This window comes from Sporosarcina aquimarina, assembly GCF_019748715.1.
In the GTDB taxonomy this organism is placed as follows: domain Bacteria; phylum Bacillota; class Bacilli; order Bacillales_A; family Planococcaceae; genus Sporosarcina; species Sporosarcina newyorkensis.
The window spans coordinates 109,827-127,372 of the sequence record NZ_JACLBZ010000039.1 but is presented as its reverse complement, the minus strand read 5'-3'; the positions used below and the strand labels follow the sequence as shown (position 1 = coordinate 127,372).

The following is a 17,546-nucleotide window of genomic DNA, read 5'->3' as shown; positions in this document are numbered from 1 at the left end:
TATAAAACTCTAACTTTTAGGGGTCACTACACCATACTATATGGAGACACTTCTTTTTTATTATTTACGTTCTTCTATGTCTAATTTACTGCCATCATTAAATTTGATTTCTACATCAAACTTTTGATAGTCCGATTTCAGCCCAAATGCTTTCAATACTTGATTGATTGTTTCTTCATTCGTACTATCTTTTGTCAACTGTAGTTGCTCGACTTTAGGATAAAGATCATCAAACGCTTCTTGCCCCTTTAAATAGACTTGATTGACCTCATCTTCTACTTTCGCTTTGATGGGTTCGTTTCTATCCTGCTCAATTTCCGCTTCATATTCAATATCGTTACCATAAGAAATTTCTACTTCTATCTCTCTGAAAGAAAGCTTGTCCATATCAGCTTTCATATCGTCAGTTGTTCCGCTCGCTGTTTCATCTTTTGTTCCGTTTGTAGTCGTATCTGTTGTTCCCGTACCATCAGTATTCGTGTCTGCAGGTTGTTCAGTCGGAGTTGTTGTAGCTCCTTCATCGACGACCGGCTCATTTGTATCATTTCCGCATGCTGCAAGACCGATGGCCATAATAGATACAGTTGTGATCAGTAAACGTTTCATTAAGTATTCCTCCTCATTATATCCTTTCACTTAGTCATTCCCCATTCTCTACGTTCTAATCATTTACTTTTCTTGCGTTGGGTTATGAAAAGGGAATGATGGAGTCCCCTGCGAATGAAAACTATGTGGGTTTCCACTATTTTCATAAATTCAGTAACAAAATTTATTTTTTATTACCTATCTTTCTCTAAAACTCACCTTCTTTTTCGTATTAAAACATTAATTTATAGACATTTATACTCACATTAATTATAAAACGCATAATACACTTGATTTTTTCATTATGTAATTGTTAATATTAAAAAGTGTCAATTCATCTAATGAACGGGTTAACCATTCCATATGTATGTGAATGAGTATTCGCCAGAAATACTGGCAGAAGGGGTTGACTACTACTAGAAGGAGCTGATGTGTATGACAACGGGAAAAACAACGTTGCCTAATGATTTGGTAAAAGAAGAGGTGGTCCGAGATTATTCATTGGATCGAGTGCCTCTGGAAGATCGTACAAAAAGTTGGCTGAGCATAACGAACATAACGTTCGGAATTGCAACTGCCATTTTTTATTTTCAAATGGGAAGCGTCATGGCTTTGCAATTCGGTGCACCAAATGCCATTGTTTCTGCCATCTATGCCATCATCGTGGCGGGACTTCTCGGTACGGTCATTTCCTATTTGTCGGCCAAGTCCGGCATGAATGTTAATTTATTATCACGCGGTGGCGGATTTGGCTATATCGGTTCGTCTCTGACTTCTTTAATTTACGCCTCCAACTTCATTATGTACTGTGCATTCGAAGGATTAATCCTCGTCTCGGCCGTACATCATTTCATGCCTGACTTTCCAAAATGGATCTTAATCGTCGTGTTTGGAACCATTATTATCCCCCTAAATTGGTTTGGAATAGAACAGCTTGATAAACTTCAAAAATGGTCAATGCCTATTTTCCTCGTGTTCTTGATCACCGCGATTGTCGTTTCATTTATGAAACCCGCCTTGTATACTGGTTCAGTTTTCTCTTATATGCCTGAAGGTGTGCAGTTCGGTGGGACAGCACTTTTATTTTGCATCGGAATGCATAATGGAATTATGGGACTGACCGCATTGCTTGCTTCCGATTATGCTCGCTTTTTACGCCCAGAGGATCGAAAGTTCGGTTCTATCGCGATAGGCTTTATCCCACAGATTTTCTGTTATGGCGTGATGGGTGGACTTGGTATTTGGTTTGGTGTTCGCTTCTTAGAGAAAGATCCAGGTGTCTATATTGTTCTATTGCTCGGGATCGGCGGTGCATTGTTCACGATGCTGACGCAATTGCGAATCAACGTCACAAATATTTACAGTAGTTCCCTCTCCCTATCCAACTTCTTTGAGAACATTTTCCGTTTCACCCCAGGCCGACGGTTTTGGGTTGTCGTCTCTGCAATTTCAGCCATTTTATTAATGCTTGGCGGAATTGTGAATCACTTAGATACCGTAATGACATTTCAAGGCGTTTTCTTGTTCTCTTGGGCTGCTATTTTGGTAACAGACGCGCTCATTGTTAAAAAGTTATTAAAAATCGGTCCGACCTACTACGTAGCACGTCAAGAGTTTTTGTATAAGTGGAATCCTGTTGGCGTAGTTTCATTGATAGCCGCCAGCGCATTCGGCACGATTGCCGCATCTGGCTACATGGGCATCTTCCTACAATCTACAGCTGCTTTCTTCGCTGCCTTGCTGGCTGCCTTGCTGACTGTTATCATAGCGGTCTATACAAAAGGCAAGTATTATTTGGAACACGAACCGAATGATATTACGCCAGATGATAAACTAGCTTAACTTCCCCAACTCCTCTATAAAACAGAATTTTAGAGTGAGAGCTGCGGCTAATCGCTCCAAGCTTTACGATGGGCAATTTATTCATTCGCTTAAATTAGGATGATACAGAAATAGGATTTTGGCGCAGTCGTGTACATTGCATTACACCTCCTTATTGTAAGGAACATACCTTACAGTAAGGAGGTGCAGAAGTATGTCGAAATACGAAGGTAATGTGGGGCTTTTCCTAGCCGGGATTTTAGCTGCGTATGCTGTGTTGGGCTTGATTTTAATTGTGCCTGGCTTACTAACAGCTATTTCAAGTAACTTGTTGCTGACCATCGCGGTAGTCATCGTAGTAATCGTCGTTGTATTGTTTGCTTTGGCGATTATCCTGAAGGGACTTTCGCGCTTGTTTTTTCATTTGAAGTTTTGATGTGAAGGCCGTCTGAGAAGTCATTTCATCTGACTTTTCGGGCGGCTTTTGTTTAATCGGGAGATCCTGCTTTTTCTCTCATATATAAGACAACAAAGGAGTCTTCTAAATACGACTCCATTTCACTCTTCAACCTTTTGCCTCCCCAATTTATCAGTTCCTTATTTTCCGTTTGTTTGATGCTGCTATATTCCAAAAATGATAGAAGATGTTTTCGTCTTTCAGTTCTATTCTCGATGCCGTATGTAGAAAAGAACTGATCGATGCAGCGGTACAATTCATTGGTAACTCTGTATGTTTTATGACAATAATGAACGAATGCAAAGTTCGGTAATTGAACTACCTCTTCAGTCGACAACTTCATCCACTCCTTTCACTTCTGTATGATTGGTTGTTTGTTTGAGTAACAGAACGACAACTGCCATTAAAGAGGCTATGAATAGCCAACCTTTTGAAAAGGATCCGCTTATATCTACAATATAGCCAAAAAGTGGAGGTATGATTAACACACCCCAAGAGCTGATTGTGATAGTGACTCCTGTAGCAATACCCGAATTTTCCTTCTGCACCAACTCTACTATAATTGTCATCCAGACTCCGTTATAACCTGAAATGGAAAAACCGAAGATGAAGACTGTGCACAAGACAACTATAAGTGGAGTTGCAGGTAATAACACAGCACATACCAGTGCACACATCCCTGTCAGAACCGTTACAATGAACATAATGATCATCCGGTTCCCCGCAAAGTACTTATCACTGATTGTTCCCCAAGCCACCCTGCCAACAGAGCCGCCTATTTCAGCCAATACGAGTAATAGGCCTGCCAGAATAAGTGTCATCTCAAGCTTTTCAAAAGCAAACAAAATAATGTACGTAGTGAGGCATAGCTGTGCGCCTTGTAAACCCATCGCACTAATACTCAATAAAAGAACTTGTTTATTTTGCAGTATTTTTCGCAAGTCTTCTTGAAATTTACCTTTAGTTAAAAGCGCATCTTTTTTTGCCATAGAATCAGCTGGATCTTGATATCGGTAGGATACCAACACTCCTACAGCTAACAGCACAAGGCAACTGATAAACAAGGCAGGACGCCAGCCAAGCTCTTTGGCCAATGGCAGTAAAAACATTGCAGCTAACGCGGAGCCCGCTGTAATCCCCATTTGTTTTATTCCCATTGCCGTCCCTCTGCTGCGCTGGGGAAACCAATATAAGATTCCCCTATTTGTCGTTGGATGCATCGCGGCATACGCCCCGCCCCCGATCACCACAACTATCAACAACAAGTAGAATTGTGTAGTGAAGGATATGAGGATAAAGCTAACCCCCAGCAAGGCTATTGTACCGAATAACTGCTTTTTTGATCCTAAACGATCCACTAACAGACCAGAAGGAATAGCAGCCAAAGATTGACCGAGAAAAAGAGCAGCTGGAAGCAAACCAATTTGTGTATTAGATAAAGATAAATCTTCACCGATTAAGATTGTCAAAGGTGCTAAACTTCTACCTACAAAAGACACCATGATTTGAGCCAGTAATAGCCAAATCAGCATCTTCCAAGCTATTTGCAATGTATGTTCTTTAGATTTCACATTCACTGTGCGCATCATCTCTTTTATCATCTATAATGAAAAAGAGAGGGCTGGTAATCAGCACACTCTCTTTTTATTGATCACTTACAATACATTGAAACACTGCCTAAGCCATCGAATTGTGCGACAACGGAGTCACCCGATTCAAATGCAATCGCTTCTGACATCGCCCCGCTAAGAATGATATCTCCCTTTTTCAATCCTTTGCCTCGTTTGCTTAACTCTTTTACCGACCAAGCAATCGCTTCTGCTGGATGCCCTAACACCGCAGCACTCGATCCGGTTTGCATTACTTTTCCATTTTTAGACATAACCATTCCGATCGTCCCTAAATTGATAGAGTCTGGAGAAATCCACTTACTGCCTACAACAAACTTTATGGATGAACAGTTATCTGCTATAACATCGACCAAGGTGAATTTAAAGTCTTTATATCGGCTATCGATTACTTCCAAAGCGGGCGCTACGTATTTTGTAGCTTTAATTACATCTTCCGCCGTAACATCTTCACCCTCCAAGTCCGCTCCCAATAAAAAGGCAATTTCAGGTTCCACTTTTGGATGAATCAAATCTGAATAGTTGATAGGCTCCCATTCTGTTGACAGCATATCGGCGTGTAAGTAACCGTAGATTGCTTCGTCAACCCCCATCATGACTTGCTTGGCTTTACTAGTTAGACCTAGTTTCACGCCTACATTTTTCGTCTTATTTTCCCGCAATCGACGTTCCAATAAACGATCTTGCAATTCGTATGCTTCTTCAATTGTCAGCTCCGAATATTTGTCGGTTACTTTGACAACCTCTCGTGCATCACGTTCTGCTGTATATAAATAATCAACAATTTCTTTTTCACGATCTGTAAGTACTGTCATGTTTATACCCTCACTTTCTCCTTCTTCGCCAATTCAGCGGCCACGTCCAGAATCATATCCTCTTGCCCGCCTACCACTTTCATTTTACCGAGTTCCATTAAGATATCGCGTGGGTCTAAACCAAATCTTGCAGCCGCTCGTTCCGAGTGCAATAGGAAGCTCGAGTAAACGCCAGCATAGCCAAGAGCAAGACTCCCTTTTTTTATTTCTTGCGTGCCAGGGATTAACGGGCCTACAATATCTTCCGCAAGATCCATCATTTTATAAAGATCAATTCCGACATCCATACCCATGCGATCCATTACTGCCAACAATACTTCCGTTTGTGTATTGCCAGCTCCTGCTCCTAAACAACGCACCGCTCCATCTATACGGGTAGCACCTTCTTCGATTGCAGCAAGCGTATTCGCAACAGCTAAAGATAAATTATTGTGCGCATGGAATCCGACTTCAATATCCAATGAACCGCGCAGTGCCTTGATACGCTCGCTTACCTGATGAGGTAAAAGTGCGCCCGCTGAATCGGTTACATAGACGGCTTGTGCGCCGTAACTCTCCATAAGTTTCGCTTGTTCGACCAATTTATCCACAGGCACAGAATGCGCCATCATCAGAAAACCTAACGCTTCCATTCCAAGTTCACGCGCTTGGCTAATATGTTGTGCAGAAACGTCTGCCTCTGTTGAGTGAGTTGCCACTCGTACGAGTTTCGCGCCTAGTTTATGCGCTTGCTTTAGTTCGCTCATAGTACCAATACCCGGAATCAGGAGTACCGCTACCTTTGAATTCGTACATTCATCTACGGCTGCTTCGATCAATTCCATTTCATTGACCAATGACTTTCCGTACTGGACAGTGGAACCGCCTAGTCCATCTCCGTGACTGACTTCTATATAATGCATGCCTGCATCATCTAACGCACGGGTAACATTTCGTACTTGTTCTACCGTAAATTGATGTGCTACCGTATGACTTCCGTCTCGTAAACATACTTCTGTAATTTGAATTGGCTTCTTCGTCATATACGTTGCTCCTTCCGACTCATTAGATGAGAGATTTTTTCTCTAGCATCGACCGTGCAAAATCCTCCGCAACCCGCGTCGCAGCTGCCGTCATAATATCAAGATTCCCGGCATACTCAGGGAAATAGTCGCCAGCCCCTTCCACTTCCACAAAGACTGTGACAACGTTCCCTTCAAACAATGGTGCTTGCTTTAACCGGTACCCAGGTACATACTCCTTGACAGTCTCTACCATATTTTCGATGGATTCCTGTATAGCCTTTTCATCCATATTCTTCACTTCACAATAAATCGTATCACGCATTAAGATTGGAGGATCAGCAGGGTTTAAAATGATAAGTGCTTTTCCTTGATCCGCACCGCCTACTTCTTCAATTCCACGACGAGTTGTAATCGTAAATTCATCGATATTTGCTCGTGTACCCGGACCTGCACTTAAACTTGAAATAGTCGCAACGATTTCTCCATATGTAACGTCCGCCACTTTATTGACTGCATGTACGATCGGAATCGTCGCCTGTCCGCCACAAGTAATCATATTGACATTATCCAACTCTCGTGATTTCTCATCAGAGCTTACAGCCGGAGAGAAAAACGGTCCTATGGCAGCTGGAGTTAAATCAATTGCAAGCTTCCCTAACTTTTTTAAAACTTCGGCATGATGAATATGCGCTTTTGCAGAGGTAGCATCAAACACAATATCCGCAAGTTCAGGATGATCGATGATCGCTTGAATACCAGTAGAGAAAGCTTGGTAGCCTCTCTCTTTTGCCCGTTTTAGTCCATCAGACTCCGGTTCGATCCCAATTACAGCTGTTAACTCAATGACATCACTGCGTTCTAGTTTATACATTAAATCTGTTCCGATATTTCCAGAACCGATGATGGCTGCTTTAATTTTCTCCATTGTCATGCTCCCTTCTTCTCATCTATCCTTTATTCAAAGTGCACGGTGACAGAGCCAACCGGACCAAAATCTGCCTTAATCGTATCTCCCGCTTCTACAACGACAGCCCCAGATAGCGCCCCCGGTAAGATCAATTCGTCTTTTTTCAACGTGATGCCAAAATCATGCAGCTTATTCGCCAACCAAGCAACAGCGTGTGCCGGATGACCAAGTGCGGCAGCTCCTGCTCCGGTCGCGATTAACTCATCGTTTTTGTAAAGCACCATACTATTTGTTCTCAAATCCAATGTTTCCAACGTAGTCTGTTTGTCTCCTACTACAACTTTTGCACTTGATCCATTGTCAGCTACTGTATCAATCAATTTAATATTCCAGTCTGCAACACGGCTATCGATGACCTCAATAGTAGGGACCACATATTTCGTTGCCATCATGACGTCTAAATAGGTCACATTGGGACCTACCAGATCTTCTGACAACACAAAACCAATTTCGGCTTCGACTTTCGGTGCCACCATCGTACTTACTTTTATAGAAGTTTCATTTTTTAATTCCATATCATCATATAAATGGCCATAGTCCGGCTCATCAACATTTAACATTTTTTGCATTGCTACACTTGTGAGACCAACTTTTTTTCCAATAATTTTCTTTCCCTCGGCCAATTTCTGTTTAACCATTTCGAGTTGTATATGGTAAGCATCTTCTACTGTCAGTGAACTATCTCTTTCCGTTAAAGGTGCAATCCCTTTACATGTTTTCTCTGCTTCCAATAATTCTGATGCATAACTTTCAATTTTAGTAGACACGGTACTCCATCCTCCTGCGTTAAAACAACAAAAGGCGGGCGCAATGCCACCTTTCGCTGTTCGTTTATTTTTTTATCGTAATAGTCTTCGCTTCGGTATAGAAATCAAAACTGTGACGGCCGCCTTCTCTTCCTATCCCGCTCGCTTTTGCCCCTCCGAATGGAGTGCGTAAATCACGGACGTACCAGCAGTTTACCCACAATAGACCGGAGTGTACTTGAGATGTCACACGCTGACCGCGTCGTAGATCATTCGTCCAGACAACTCCCGCCAGACCATAGATAGAGTCGTTTGCGATTTCTATTGCTTCTTCTTCTGTTTTGAAAGGAATGATCACAGGCACTGGTCCGAATATTTCCTCCTGTGCCACACGCATTTTATTATGCACATCATACAGGACAGTCGGTTCATAGAAGTTTCCTTCTGGCAGGCTCTCTACCATCTTACCGCCATAAGCAAGTTTAGCTCCTTCATCAAGACCAATTTGCACATAGTCTGCCACTTCTTTTAAATGACTTTTTGACACAAGAGCGCCCATGTCTGTAGATTCATCTGTTGGATCGCCAACCTTAATGTTTTTTACTGCGGCAACAAACTTTTCAAGAAACTTCTCATAAATACCTTCCTGTACAAGAATTCGGGAACCTGCCAAACAAATTTCTCCTTGATTACGGAAGATCGCTTCAATAGATCCTACCACCGCTTCGTCTAAATCAGCATCTTCGAATACGATATTTGCTGACTTTCCACCTAACTCCAATGAAACCGGTGTTAGGTTTTCTGCTGCATTTCGCATAACAGTCTTTCCGGTTTCCGATTCACCTACAAACGAGATACGCTGGACATAGGGATGCTTCGCCATCACCGTTCCGACTGTACTTCCAGGACCTGTTATAATATTCAAAACGCCTGGAGGCAAGCCCGCTTCATTTGCAATTTCACCAAGCAAAACTGCACTTAAAGGTGTGTCGGAAGCCGGTTTAATAACGACAGTATTTCCTGCCGCCAATGCAGCTGATGCTTTCCATGTCATTTGCATGAACGGAAGATTCCAAGGAATGATCAAGCTAGTAACACCCGCCGGAGCGTATTGTACGTAGGACATGTGGTTAGCCATGTCATAATGTTCGTGTACCATATACTTCGCCATCTCAGCAAAGAAGCGGAAGTTTGATGCAGCACGCGGGATATCAAATTCGCGGCTTTCGCGAATTGGTTTTCCGACGTCCAACGTCTCTACATAAGCAAGTTGTTCGACTTTTTCCAGAATCAAATCAGCCATCCGGCACAATATTTCGGAACGTTTTTCAACCGGCATATTGCTCCAAACGCCGCTTGCGAACGCTTTATGCGCAGCTTCAATCGCACGGTTGGCGTCTTCCTCTCCGCCTTTCGCCACCGTAGCAAGCTTTTGGTTGGTTGCAGGGTTGATTGTATCGAAAGTTTCTCCTGAAATTGCGTCTACATACTGTCCATCAATAAATAGCTTTGCATCTTGGACAGTCGTATTGTCTGCTACTAATTCGTTAGCCATGATCTTCCTCCTACTCTTCGATCTCGATGATCATCTCAATTTCTATTGCTGTATTGTTAGGGAGCTGTGACATTCCAACTGCCGACCGCCCATGCTTACCCTTTTCACCAAATACTTTTCCAATTAAATCGGAAGCACCGTTCATCACTTTAGGCTGATCTGTAAAATCTTCTGTACTATTGACCATGCCCAGAACTTTTACAAATTGCTTTACCTTACTTAGTTCTCCAATTTCTTCTTTGACTACGCTTATCAAATTCAGCATAGATTGCTGAGCTGCCAGGTAACCTTCTTCGACAGTCAAATCTCTTCCCAGTTTACCGTGGTACTGATCTACTCCTTGCCCAGCAGTGAACAATAGATTTCCCGTGCGAACGCACCGGACATAATCTCCAAGTGAGGGACGTAATGGAGGTAACTCCAACCCTAACTCTTTTAGTTTTTCTTCAGGTGTCATTTTTTCATCTCTTCCTTTACTGATATGTTTAAGAACTCCAATGCGTTTCTCCCTAGAATCGCTTCTCTTTGTTCATCAGTTAAATTAACCGTTTCGTCGACAACTTTCCCTGGAGGAATTTCGCGTAATAAGAATGGATAATCTGAACCCATTACAATTTTTTCATAACCGAAACGATCAATTAAATAATTAAGATTTAAAGGATCGTAGTTCAAAGAATCGAAATAGAAGTTCTTTGCATAGTAACTAGGCAGTTCAGTTGTTTGTCTCAAATGAGGCCAAACTTTCCACCCCTGATCCAGACGTGGCAAGATATATGGGAAAGAGCCTCCTCCGTGTGCAAAACACACTTTCAATCGAGGGAACTTTTCCATTACGCCTCCATTAATCAAGCTGGCAGCAGCTAAGGCTGTTTCACTTGGCATGCCGACTGTGTACATAAAATTATGTCGTGGCATTCTTTCTTTACCGAGCGTTTCCCACGGATGAACAAACAACGGAACTTCCCACTTCTCTGCCATTTCAAAGAACTTTGTAAAATCTGGATCATCCAAATTCTTCCCATTGATATTCGTACCGATTTCTATGCCTTTTAAACCAAGGTCTTTGACGCATCTTTCCATTTCACGGATTGAAACTTCAACGTCTTGTAAAGGAACCGTGCCCAGCCCGATAAAACGATCTGGATACTTCTTTACAGTTTCAGCAATAAAATCATTTTGTATTTTAGACATTTCTTCTGCTTGTTGCCCATCTGCCCAATAAGAAAACGTTACAGGAATGGGAGAGAGAACTTGAATATCTACACCTTCCGCATCCATATCCTCAATGCGCTTTTCAGGACTCCAAACTTGATCCGTCACTTCTCTAAACACCTTGCCTTCGACCATAATATTCGCGCCGCAAGAGCAAGTTTTTTCTAAAGTAGGCCAACGACCTCCACCGAATTTCTCAACGAAATTAGGGATATCTTCAGGAATGATATGTGTATGAAAGTCTACTCTCATTTCCACAAACCTACTTCTTCAGACATTACGTGACCGCAATTATCACATGTACGAAGCTCTTCGCTACTATTAAACTCCTCGATTGCACCTTTAACCTGTGTTTCAATATTTGTCAGCTGAACCGTCTTTTTATGCATTTGCTGATCACAGTTTTCACAGAACCAAACGAAATCTTCGAGTTCTCCCTCGTCTCGTTTACGCTCGATCACCAGTCCATACGTATCCGCTACGCGATGAGGAGAGTGTGGCATCATAGCTGGAAGCATAAATACTTCCCCTTCTTTTACTTCTACTACTTCGCGCTTTCCTTCGAAATTAATAACCTCTACATAGCAACTGCCTTTAATTTGGTAGAAAAATTCTTCAGAAGGGTCCACATGAAAATCACGTCTTCTGTTCGGTCCGCCTAAAATCATACAAATAAACTCTGAGTCTTCCCATAAAACTTTGTTGTTGACAGGTGGCTTTAACTCATTTTTATTATCTTCGATCCACTGTAATAGATTAAATGCCTTAAGTTTTTTAATTGTAGAATTTGTCATTTGAAACCCTCCATTATTTTAATTTATTATTTTTCGCAAAACGGATAAAACTGTTTTGTACTTTCACTAGTGCAGAATCAAGGCAAATACAACACCCTCTCTTACTCTATTTGTTGTACTCCCACTATAATGAAAACGCATACAAAATTCCACATTGTTATTTCATCATGTGAAATAGTTAGAATGTTTTTAATAGACCGCTTTGTCTTTTTATAACAGACGCACATTATGTCACCATACGAAAGAAAAGCTAGGAATAATAAATGCGAAACTTCTTATTGGCTCCAAAACATCCATAACCCCAAATCAAAAAAGCACATAAAAAAACCATAGCTGTCAAGCCACCTCTCAAAAGAGCGATGGCTTGACAGCTATGGTTTGTCTTCTTTTAAAGACCACCCAATGCTAAATTGATGAATGCACAGGAACACTGAGTACTTTCTTGTCGAATTTAGTGTGTCGAATATTAAAGTTATTGTAAATAGTTATTTTAAGTAATCCAAAAGTTTTATTAACTAATATTCAACAATACCTATCGAGTCGTAAAATATGAATAAGCAGTACAGACGTCGTTGTCTATACTGCTTACGGTGGTATTCAATCAAAAACTAAGGTCTATAAATCCTTTATTTCGCTGTATAAAACTCTGCCGGTATAGAACCAAATACTCTTCGGTGATACAGCATCGGATCTTTTGAGCTATCGACTTTCAGGTCTACTACTTCGCCAATCAAGACGGTATGATCGCCAGCCTCAATCGCTTTGAACGTTTTACACTCAAACACGCCGAAAGCACCTTCGATAATAGGTAGCCCATTTTCTGATTGATGCCAATTACATGTACTGAAACGATCTTCGTGTCTGCTTGCAAATGTTTTACAAAGTTCAGATTGTTCGCCAGCCAATACATGTACTGCAAACTTTCCACCTTCCGTGAACTCTTTCAACGAAGAAACTCTATGATCAATGGACCAAAGTAACATAAGTGGATCAAGGGAAACAGATGCAAATGAGTTAACTGTCAAACCGACAGGTACTCCATCTCCTGTAGTAGTGGTAACAACTGTTACCCCTGTTGGGTAATTCCCCATAATATCTTTAAAGACTTGCTGTTTTTCTTCTTTATTCATCATGATCTCTCCCTAAAAATTTTTCTTTTTATATTAATCCATAAAAATTATAGCATAAGCACACTTCTACTTCATTGTATCTAACTACTAGATTCACTTTTCTAAGTATTCATATTACCATAATAATAAACGAAAAAGCATTATCAAAGTAAAACCTCTTACCTGATAATGCTTTTCTCACTTATATCCTCATTAATTGGCAACTGTATCCTTTGCCATTTCCAAAGAATCTCTCAATGCTTTGTCTACCATTTCATAGGATGGGTTATTACGCTTATGCGTATTATAGAACATACCCAATTTGCGAACCGGATCGCCAGAATAGTAGCGCTCATATTGAACGAGACGTTGACCGAATGCTTCGCCACATAGATCCCAAGCTAACTTAAAGAGTCGTACACGTTGCTCAGCTGATACTCCTGAACGTCCACCGTAGTATTTCTCCATATCTTCTGCTGTTTCCGGATTAGCAAAATCAGCTCCTGTTGGAGACATTAGCAATCCGCCCGCACCGATAGTCTGCAGTATTTCCATAGCACGTGGGTAGAGTGTCGGTAGAATACCTCGAATCGTTTCTAATGGCACAATAGCAGGAACGGCCTCGCCGTGCGGGGTCATAACATACTCATACTCCGCCACCCGCACTAATGCACGGATTGTTTCTGCCCCTTGAATCAGCTCGGATAATTGGTTTTGTACATTCAAGAATCCGTCGACTCCTACTGCATCAGCAACTGAACAAGCAACCTCTGTTGCAAATGAAATCTTTGTTAAGCCGCGCACAGCTGACTGATGAGAAGGCTGCAAGTTGATGCCTGTTTTAGGATACAATAAGTTACCAGCTTCTACGTTTTGGTTGATGAATACACGTTCCCATGGTACAAGCACATCATGGAACACTAGCACTGCATCCATCTCTTCGAACCGGCTGGCTAGTGGATGATCCCATGTAGAACGCTCACCGTTTTGAGTTTCTTCCCGGCAATACATACGAAGCCCTGGGGTATCAATAGGGAGTGCAAACGAAATCGCATACTTTTCATCCCCAGGTTTGAAACTTGGGTACGAATAAATGATTACCTCGTCAGTGACAGGTGCAAGAGTAGCCAGCATCTTGGACCCGCGAACGATTAAACCTTCCTCCGTTTCACGTACGACTCCTAAATGGGTAAATTCATCTTCTTGTTCATTTGAAGCCTTGCTGCGGTCATTCTGCGGATTGATAATTGCATGTGTCAAGAACAAATCGTTATCACGGATATATTTATAATAGTTCACAATGTTATCACCCCAACGATCTCCATACTGTCTAAAGAACCAATCATTCGTTGCCATCCCTGTTACTACAGTTGCCAAGAAGTCTGGAGTTCGCCCCATCAAACCAAATGTGGCTTCTGCCCATACTTCAAAAACTCGTCTACGGGCTTGTAAATCTTCTCCATTTCTAGGAATGATAAATGCATTGTTTACTCTCTCACCCGTTTCTTCACAAACATGCGTAATATCATTTTGGTACTTTGGGTCGTGTTGCATATCATAAAGTCTGGCCATTTCTTTGATAGGTTGCTTGAAGACTGGTTCATCAGCCAGGTTTGTAATACGTCGACCTCCCAAGTATACTTCTGGTTGCCGTGACTTTACCGCTTTCATATAATCTGCGCCTGTTCTAATACCCATTTTGTATTCCTCCTATATGGTGATAGTATGATAATGACTAATTCATTGATGCATGAAGACCGTAAGAGTAATGATTGTAAGCCCTTTCATTCCGACTTATTAAAGAAGCCTACTACGAATCCCAAGGGATCTTTCCTCACTCCAGAAGCTTTCACTTCACTTAACGTACTTGTAATATACCGAATACAACTCCTTGTCACAATATTCATATTTCACGGTATGAAATAGCGAGAATATTTAATAAAAAAAATTAAAAAAACGTTTAGAGAGTTCTCTAAACGTTTTATTCTTTATACAAACTAGGTATCCATAACGCAGCATCTTCCCAATAAGTCAAAATGAGCAACACAAGGATCGCCATAGCCAAGAACGGCATAATCGATTTAATAAGATCTTCAAATTTCACCTTGGCGATGGACGACACGATGAAAAGTCCTGTGCCTACTGGCGGAGTAAGAAGACCGATTGTTAAGTTAATACATACGATGACTCCGAAATGCACGGGATCAATCTGGTATGTAGCAAGTAGCGGAAGCATGACAGGTATTAAAATAATCAACGCCGCAATTCCATCTAATACAGTACCAATCAATAACAAAAAGATATTAACTAAAAGCAAAAAGATTAATGGGTTTTCTGACAAACCAAGCATTGAATTAGCTACCAATTGAGGAATTTGTTCATATGCAATTATAAAACCAAATAAATTAGCTGTCACGATTAAGAATGAGATCGTTGCTGTATTTACAACCGTATTCACCAAAATTTCCGGCATATCTTTCAACTTTAGCTCCCGATAAGCCAGCCCAATAACAAATGCGATTACGCATGCGATGGCAGCTGATTCAGTAGGCGTAAATACACCGCCGAGTATCCCAAAAATTATTGTAAAAGGAATTAACATTGCGGGTAGCACTCGCAAAAGCGACTTCACAATCATTTGAAAAGTTGCTTTTTCACTTTTAGGAAATTGCTGTTTTTGATTCATGATCCCAATTACGATAATGAAACCAACCCCGAGCAATATACCTGGAATCACTCCAGCCATAAACAAATCGGCAATAGACGCACCTGTTAATGTTCCATAAATGATAAACAACATACTAGGTGGAATAACCGGCGCCACTATAGAAGAGGCTAATGTGATTGCTGCAGAGAAATCACGTCGATATCCTTCTTTTTCCATTTCAGGCACCATAACTTTACTCATCATCGCAGCCTGTGCATTGGCAGACCCTAGTATAGAAGCTAAAAACATATTCGCAATAACCGTGACATACGCCAATCCACCACGATAATGACCGATCAACACTCTGGCAAAAGACACGAGGCGTGTCGTGATTCCTCCGCCATTCATTAATTCTCCCGCCAACATAAATAGCGGGATGGCTAACAGACCAAAATTATCGATGCCCGAAAACATTTTCTGTGGGGCTGAACTCATCAGCGTAGTTAAATTTGAAAGAAGTAAATAACTAATAGAAGTAATTGCTAGCACTAGAGATATCGGAATGCCGATCACTAGAAATAATAAAAATAGCGCAATAACAATGATCATCATGTCGTTTGCCCCCCTTGTTCCTTTGTCTTAAACAAATTCACAAGATGGGTTAATAAATGAATGAATGCAAAACTTAGGCCTACTGGAACCGATGCATATGGAATCCACATAGGAATTCGCATGGAAGATGAGGTTTGATGAGTAACGGAGAATAGCCATTGATAACTTAAATATAGTAAAATCCCAATAAAAACGAGAATAATTATATAAGAAACCATCTCTAAATATCTTTTTCCCTTCTCCGAAAACCGATCGACCAAAAAGGTAACAGAAGCTTGGGACCTATATTTAAGTCCCAAACTCCCTCCAAGAAATGTGACCCATGCCATGATGAAGATACTTGCCTCACTTGCCCAAAATATAGGGGCGTTTAGAAAGTAGCGAAATAATACAGCGACTGCAATAATAATCGTCATTGCAGCAATTAAGATCATCGCCATAAACTTTTCAAGCGTTTCTACCCAGCTGCTCAGCTTGTTCATACTGCGCATTCCTCCTATTTACGGAACGTTTCGATAAATTCTTTAATCAATGGATCCTTTGCTTTGTATTGTTCATCATACTCTTCTTTGAATGGGTCGAACAAAGACTCGTCCATTTCATATAATTCCATTCCTCTGTCTTTTAAAGTATTCATATACTCTTCTTCTAAAGAAGAACGCTTCATCGTTCCAAATTCAGAAGCCGCAGCCATTGCTTCTTCAATAATTTTTTGATCTTCTTCCGGCATCGCATCAAATACCTTTCCGCTCGCAATCATTACAGAAGGCCATACCATATGGTTCGTCAATGCGCCAAACCCGGTTACTTCATTAAAATTAGATGTAACTGCTGCATCCAAATCCATTTCCATTCCATCAATGACACCTGTTTGTGCAGCTTGGTATACATCTGGCAATGAGATAGACTCTGGATTAGCGTCTAATAGACGATACCAATCTTGTAACGCGGGACTTGGTGTGACACGTAAAGTAAGGCCTTTAATATCTGCAGGTGTTTCAACTTTCTCTCTGAACATCATCGTACGGTTTCCGGAGAAGAAATAATCTTTTGCGCGTAAGCCTTGATCATCAAGTGTTGCTAAAATCTTCTTTGCAATATCAGAATCCTTTGCCTCGTAAGCTGCTTCGTAGGAATCAAATAAATAAGGTGCAAACCAACCACTGAAAGCATCTGATCTAGATGTTAAAAAAGCAGTCGTAATAAATCCGAAATCCAATGAACCCGTTTCAAGCTGTTGTACCATATCCGGCTCTCCACCGAGTTGTCCACCTGGATATAACTCCATTTTCATTCGACCATCTGAACGTTCTTCTAGTTCCTCGGCAAACTTTTGAGCCGTCTCATTCCAAATATGATCGGGTGGTGCAATATGAGCGAGTTTAAAGTTGTATGTCTGCCCAGCTTCTCCTTCCTTACCTGGGTTATCTGCTTTCGCCTCATCACTGTCTTTACCACATGCACTTAGAAACAACGCTGCAACAATTGTCATAATAAAAAAATACATACCTCTTTTTCTTGTCATGTATTAACTCCCCTTTTCTCTTTCCTGATTATTAATCAGACTATTCGGTAAATTTAATCGAAAACTATA

The 17,546-nt window shown here is 41.1% G+C and carries 18 protein-coding genes; 2 read left to right on the top strand and 16 right to left on the bottom strand.

The window, feature by feature from the left end:
- Positions 1–60: 60 nt before the first annotated feature.
- The gene (locus H7J92_RS17120; RefSeq protein ID WP_078818589.1) at positions 61–606 is read right to left on the bottom strand and encodes a YusW family protein; all 546 of its coding nucleotides are present in this window, start codon (positions 604–606) and stop codon (positions 61–63) included.
- Between the two features lie 414 nt (positions 607–1,020).
- On the opposite strand from H7J92_RS17120, the gene H7J92_RS17115 reads away from it, so the two are divergent.
- On the top strand, positions 1,021–2,427 hold the full coding sequence (locus H7J92_RS17115; protein WP_078818590.1) for a purine-cytosine permease family protein: 1,407 nt from the start codon (positions 1,021–1,023) through the stop codon (positions 2,425–2,427).
- Positions 2,428–2,620: 193 nt separating this feature from the next.
- Positions 2,621–2,842, top strand: a complete 222-nt coding sequence (locus tag H7J92_RS17110) for a hypothetical protein (protein ID WP_009498727.1) — start codon at positions 2,621–2,623, stop codon at positions 2,840–2,842.
- A gap of 52 nt (positions 2,843–2,894) precedes the next feature.
- Here the strand turns inward: H7J92_RS17110 and H7J92_RS17105 are convergent, their stop codons facing one another.
- From H7J92_RS17105 to H7J92_RS17035, 15 genes are all read right to left on the bottom strand, one after another.
- A complete protein-coding gene (locus H7J92_RS17105; protein ID WP_040759862.1) occupies positions 2,895–3,200 on the bottom strand; it encodes a hypothetical protein in 306 nt (101 codons plus the stop codon).
- Positions 3,190–4,449 (bottom strand): MFS transporter, encoded by a 1,260-nt coding sequence (locus tag H7J92_RS17100; RefSeq protein ID WP_245799548.1) that lies wholly within the window; start codon positions 4,447–4,449, stop codon positions 3,190–3,192. The genes H7J92_RS17105 and H7J92_RS17100 overlap by 11 nt, the downstream gene beginning before the upstream one ends.
- Before the next feature lie 65 nt (positions 4,450–4,514).
- Positions 4,515–5,306 carry a 2-keto-4-pentenoate hydratase gene (locus H7J92_RS17095; protein WP_009498730.1) on the bottom strand — a complete coding sequence of 264 codons (792 nt, stop codon included), beginning with the start codon at positions 5,304–5,306 and terminating at the stop codon, positions 4,515–4,517.
- A 2-nt stretch (positions 5,307–5,308) separates the two neighbouring features.
- The gene (gene dmpG, locus H7J92_RS17090) at positions 5,309–6,328 is read right to left on the bottom strand and encodes a 4-hydroxy-2-oxovalerate aldolase (protein ID WP_009498731.1); all 1,020 of its coding nucleotides are present in this window, start codon (positions 6,326–6,328) and stop codon (positions 5,309–5,311) included.
- Positions 6,329–6,350: 22 nt separating this feature from the next.
- Complete coding sequence (locus H7J92_RS17085) at positions 6,351–7,235, bottom strand: acetaldehyde dehydrogenase (acetylating) (RefSeq protein ID WP_040759864.1); 885 nt, start codon at positions 7,233–7,235, stop codon at positions 6,351–6,353.
- A 29-nt stretch (positions 7,236–7,264) separates the two neighbouring features.
- Positions 7,265–8,044 (bottom strand): 2-keto-4-pentenoate hydratase, encoded by a 780-nt coding sequence (locus tag H7J92_RS17080; RefSeq protein WP_009498733.1) that lies wholly within the window; start codon positions 8,042–8,044, stop codon positions 7,265–7,267.
- A gap of 64 nt (positions 8,045–8,108) precedes the next feature.
- On the bottom strand, positions 8,109–9,578 hold the full coding sequence (locus tag H7J92_RS17075) for an aldehyde dehydrogenase (protein ID WP_009498734.1): 1,470 nt from the start codon (positions 9,576–9,578) through the stop codon (positions 8,109–8,111).
- A gap of 10 nt (positions 9,579–9,588) precedes the next feature.
- Entirely contained in the window at positions 9,589–10,035 is a 447-nt protein-coding gene (locus H7J92_RS17070; RefSeq protein ID WP_009498735.1) for a RidA family protein, read from the bottom strand.
- Positions 10,032–11,042, bottom strand: coding sequence for an amidohydrolase family protein (locus H7J92_RS17065; protein ID WP_009498736.1), 1,011 nt, complete (start codon positions 11,040–11,042; stop codon positions 10,032–10,034). The genes H7J92_RS17070 and H7J92_RS17065 overlap by 4 nt, the downstream gene beginning before the upstream one ends.
- Positions 11,039–11,584: a 3-hydroxyanthranilate 3,4-dioxygenase gene (locus H7J92_RS17060; protein ID WP_009498737.1), complete on the bottom strand. Its 546-nt coding sequence runs from the start codon at positions 11,582–11,584 to the stop codon at positions 11,039–11,041. The genes H7J92_RS17065 and H7J92_RS17060 overlap by 4 nt, the downstream gene beginning before the upstream one ends.
- 626 nt (positions 11,585–12,210) lie before the next feature.
- Positions 12,211–12,717 (bottom strand): flavin reductase family protein, encoded by a 507-nt coding sequence (locus H7J92_RS17055; protein ID WP_009498738.1) that lies wholly within the window; start codon positions 12,715–12,717, stop codon positions 12,211–12,213.
- A gap of 189 nt (positions 12,718–12,906) precedes the next feature.
- Positions 12,907–14,391 (bottom strand): 4-hydroxyphenylacetate 3-hydroxylase family protein, encoded by a 1,485-nt coding sequence (locus H7J92_RS17050; RefSeq protein ID WP_078818594.1) that lies wholly within the window; start codon positions 14,389–14,391, stop codon positions 12,907–12,909.
- A 283-nt stretch (positions 14,392–14,674) separates the two neighbouring features.
- Positions 14,675–15,952, bottom strand: a complete 1,278-nt coding sequence (locus H7J92_RS17045; RefSeq protein ID WP_078818595.1) for a TRAP transporter large permease — start codon at positions 15,950–15,952, stop codon at positions 14,675–14,677.
- Positions 15,949–16,434, bottom strand: coding sequence for a TRAP transporter small permease (locus H7J92_RS17040; RefSeq protein WP_078818596.1), 486 nt, complete (start codon positions 16,432–16,434; stop codon positions 15,949–15,951). Before H7J92_RS17040 ends, H7J92_RS17045 begins: the two co-directional genes overlap by 4 nt.
- Positions 16,435–16,448: 14 nt before the next feature.
- Complete coding sequence (locus tag H7J92_RS17035) at positions 16,449–17,477, bottom strand: TRAP transporter substrate-binding protein (RefSeq protein ID WP_078818597.1); 1,029 nt, start codon at positions 17,475–17,477, stop codon at positions 16,449–16,451.
- Positions 17,478–17,546 lie beyond the last annotated feature (69 nt).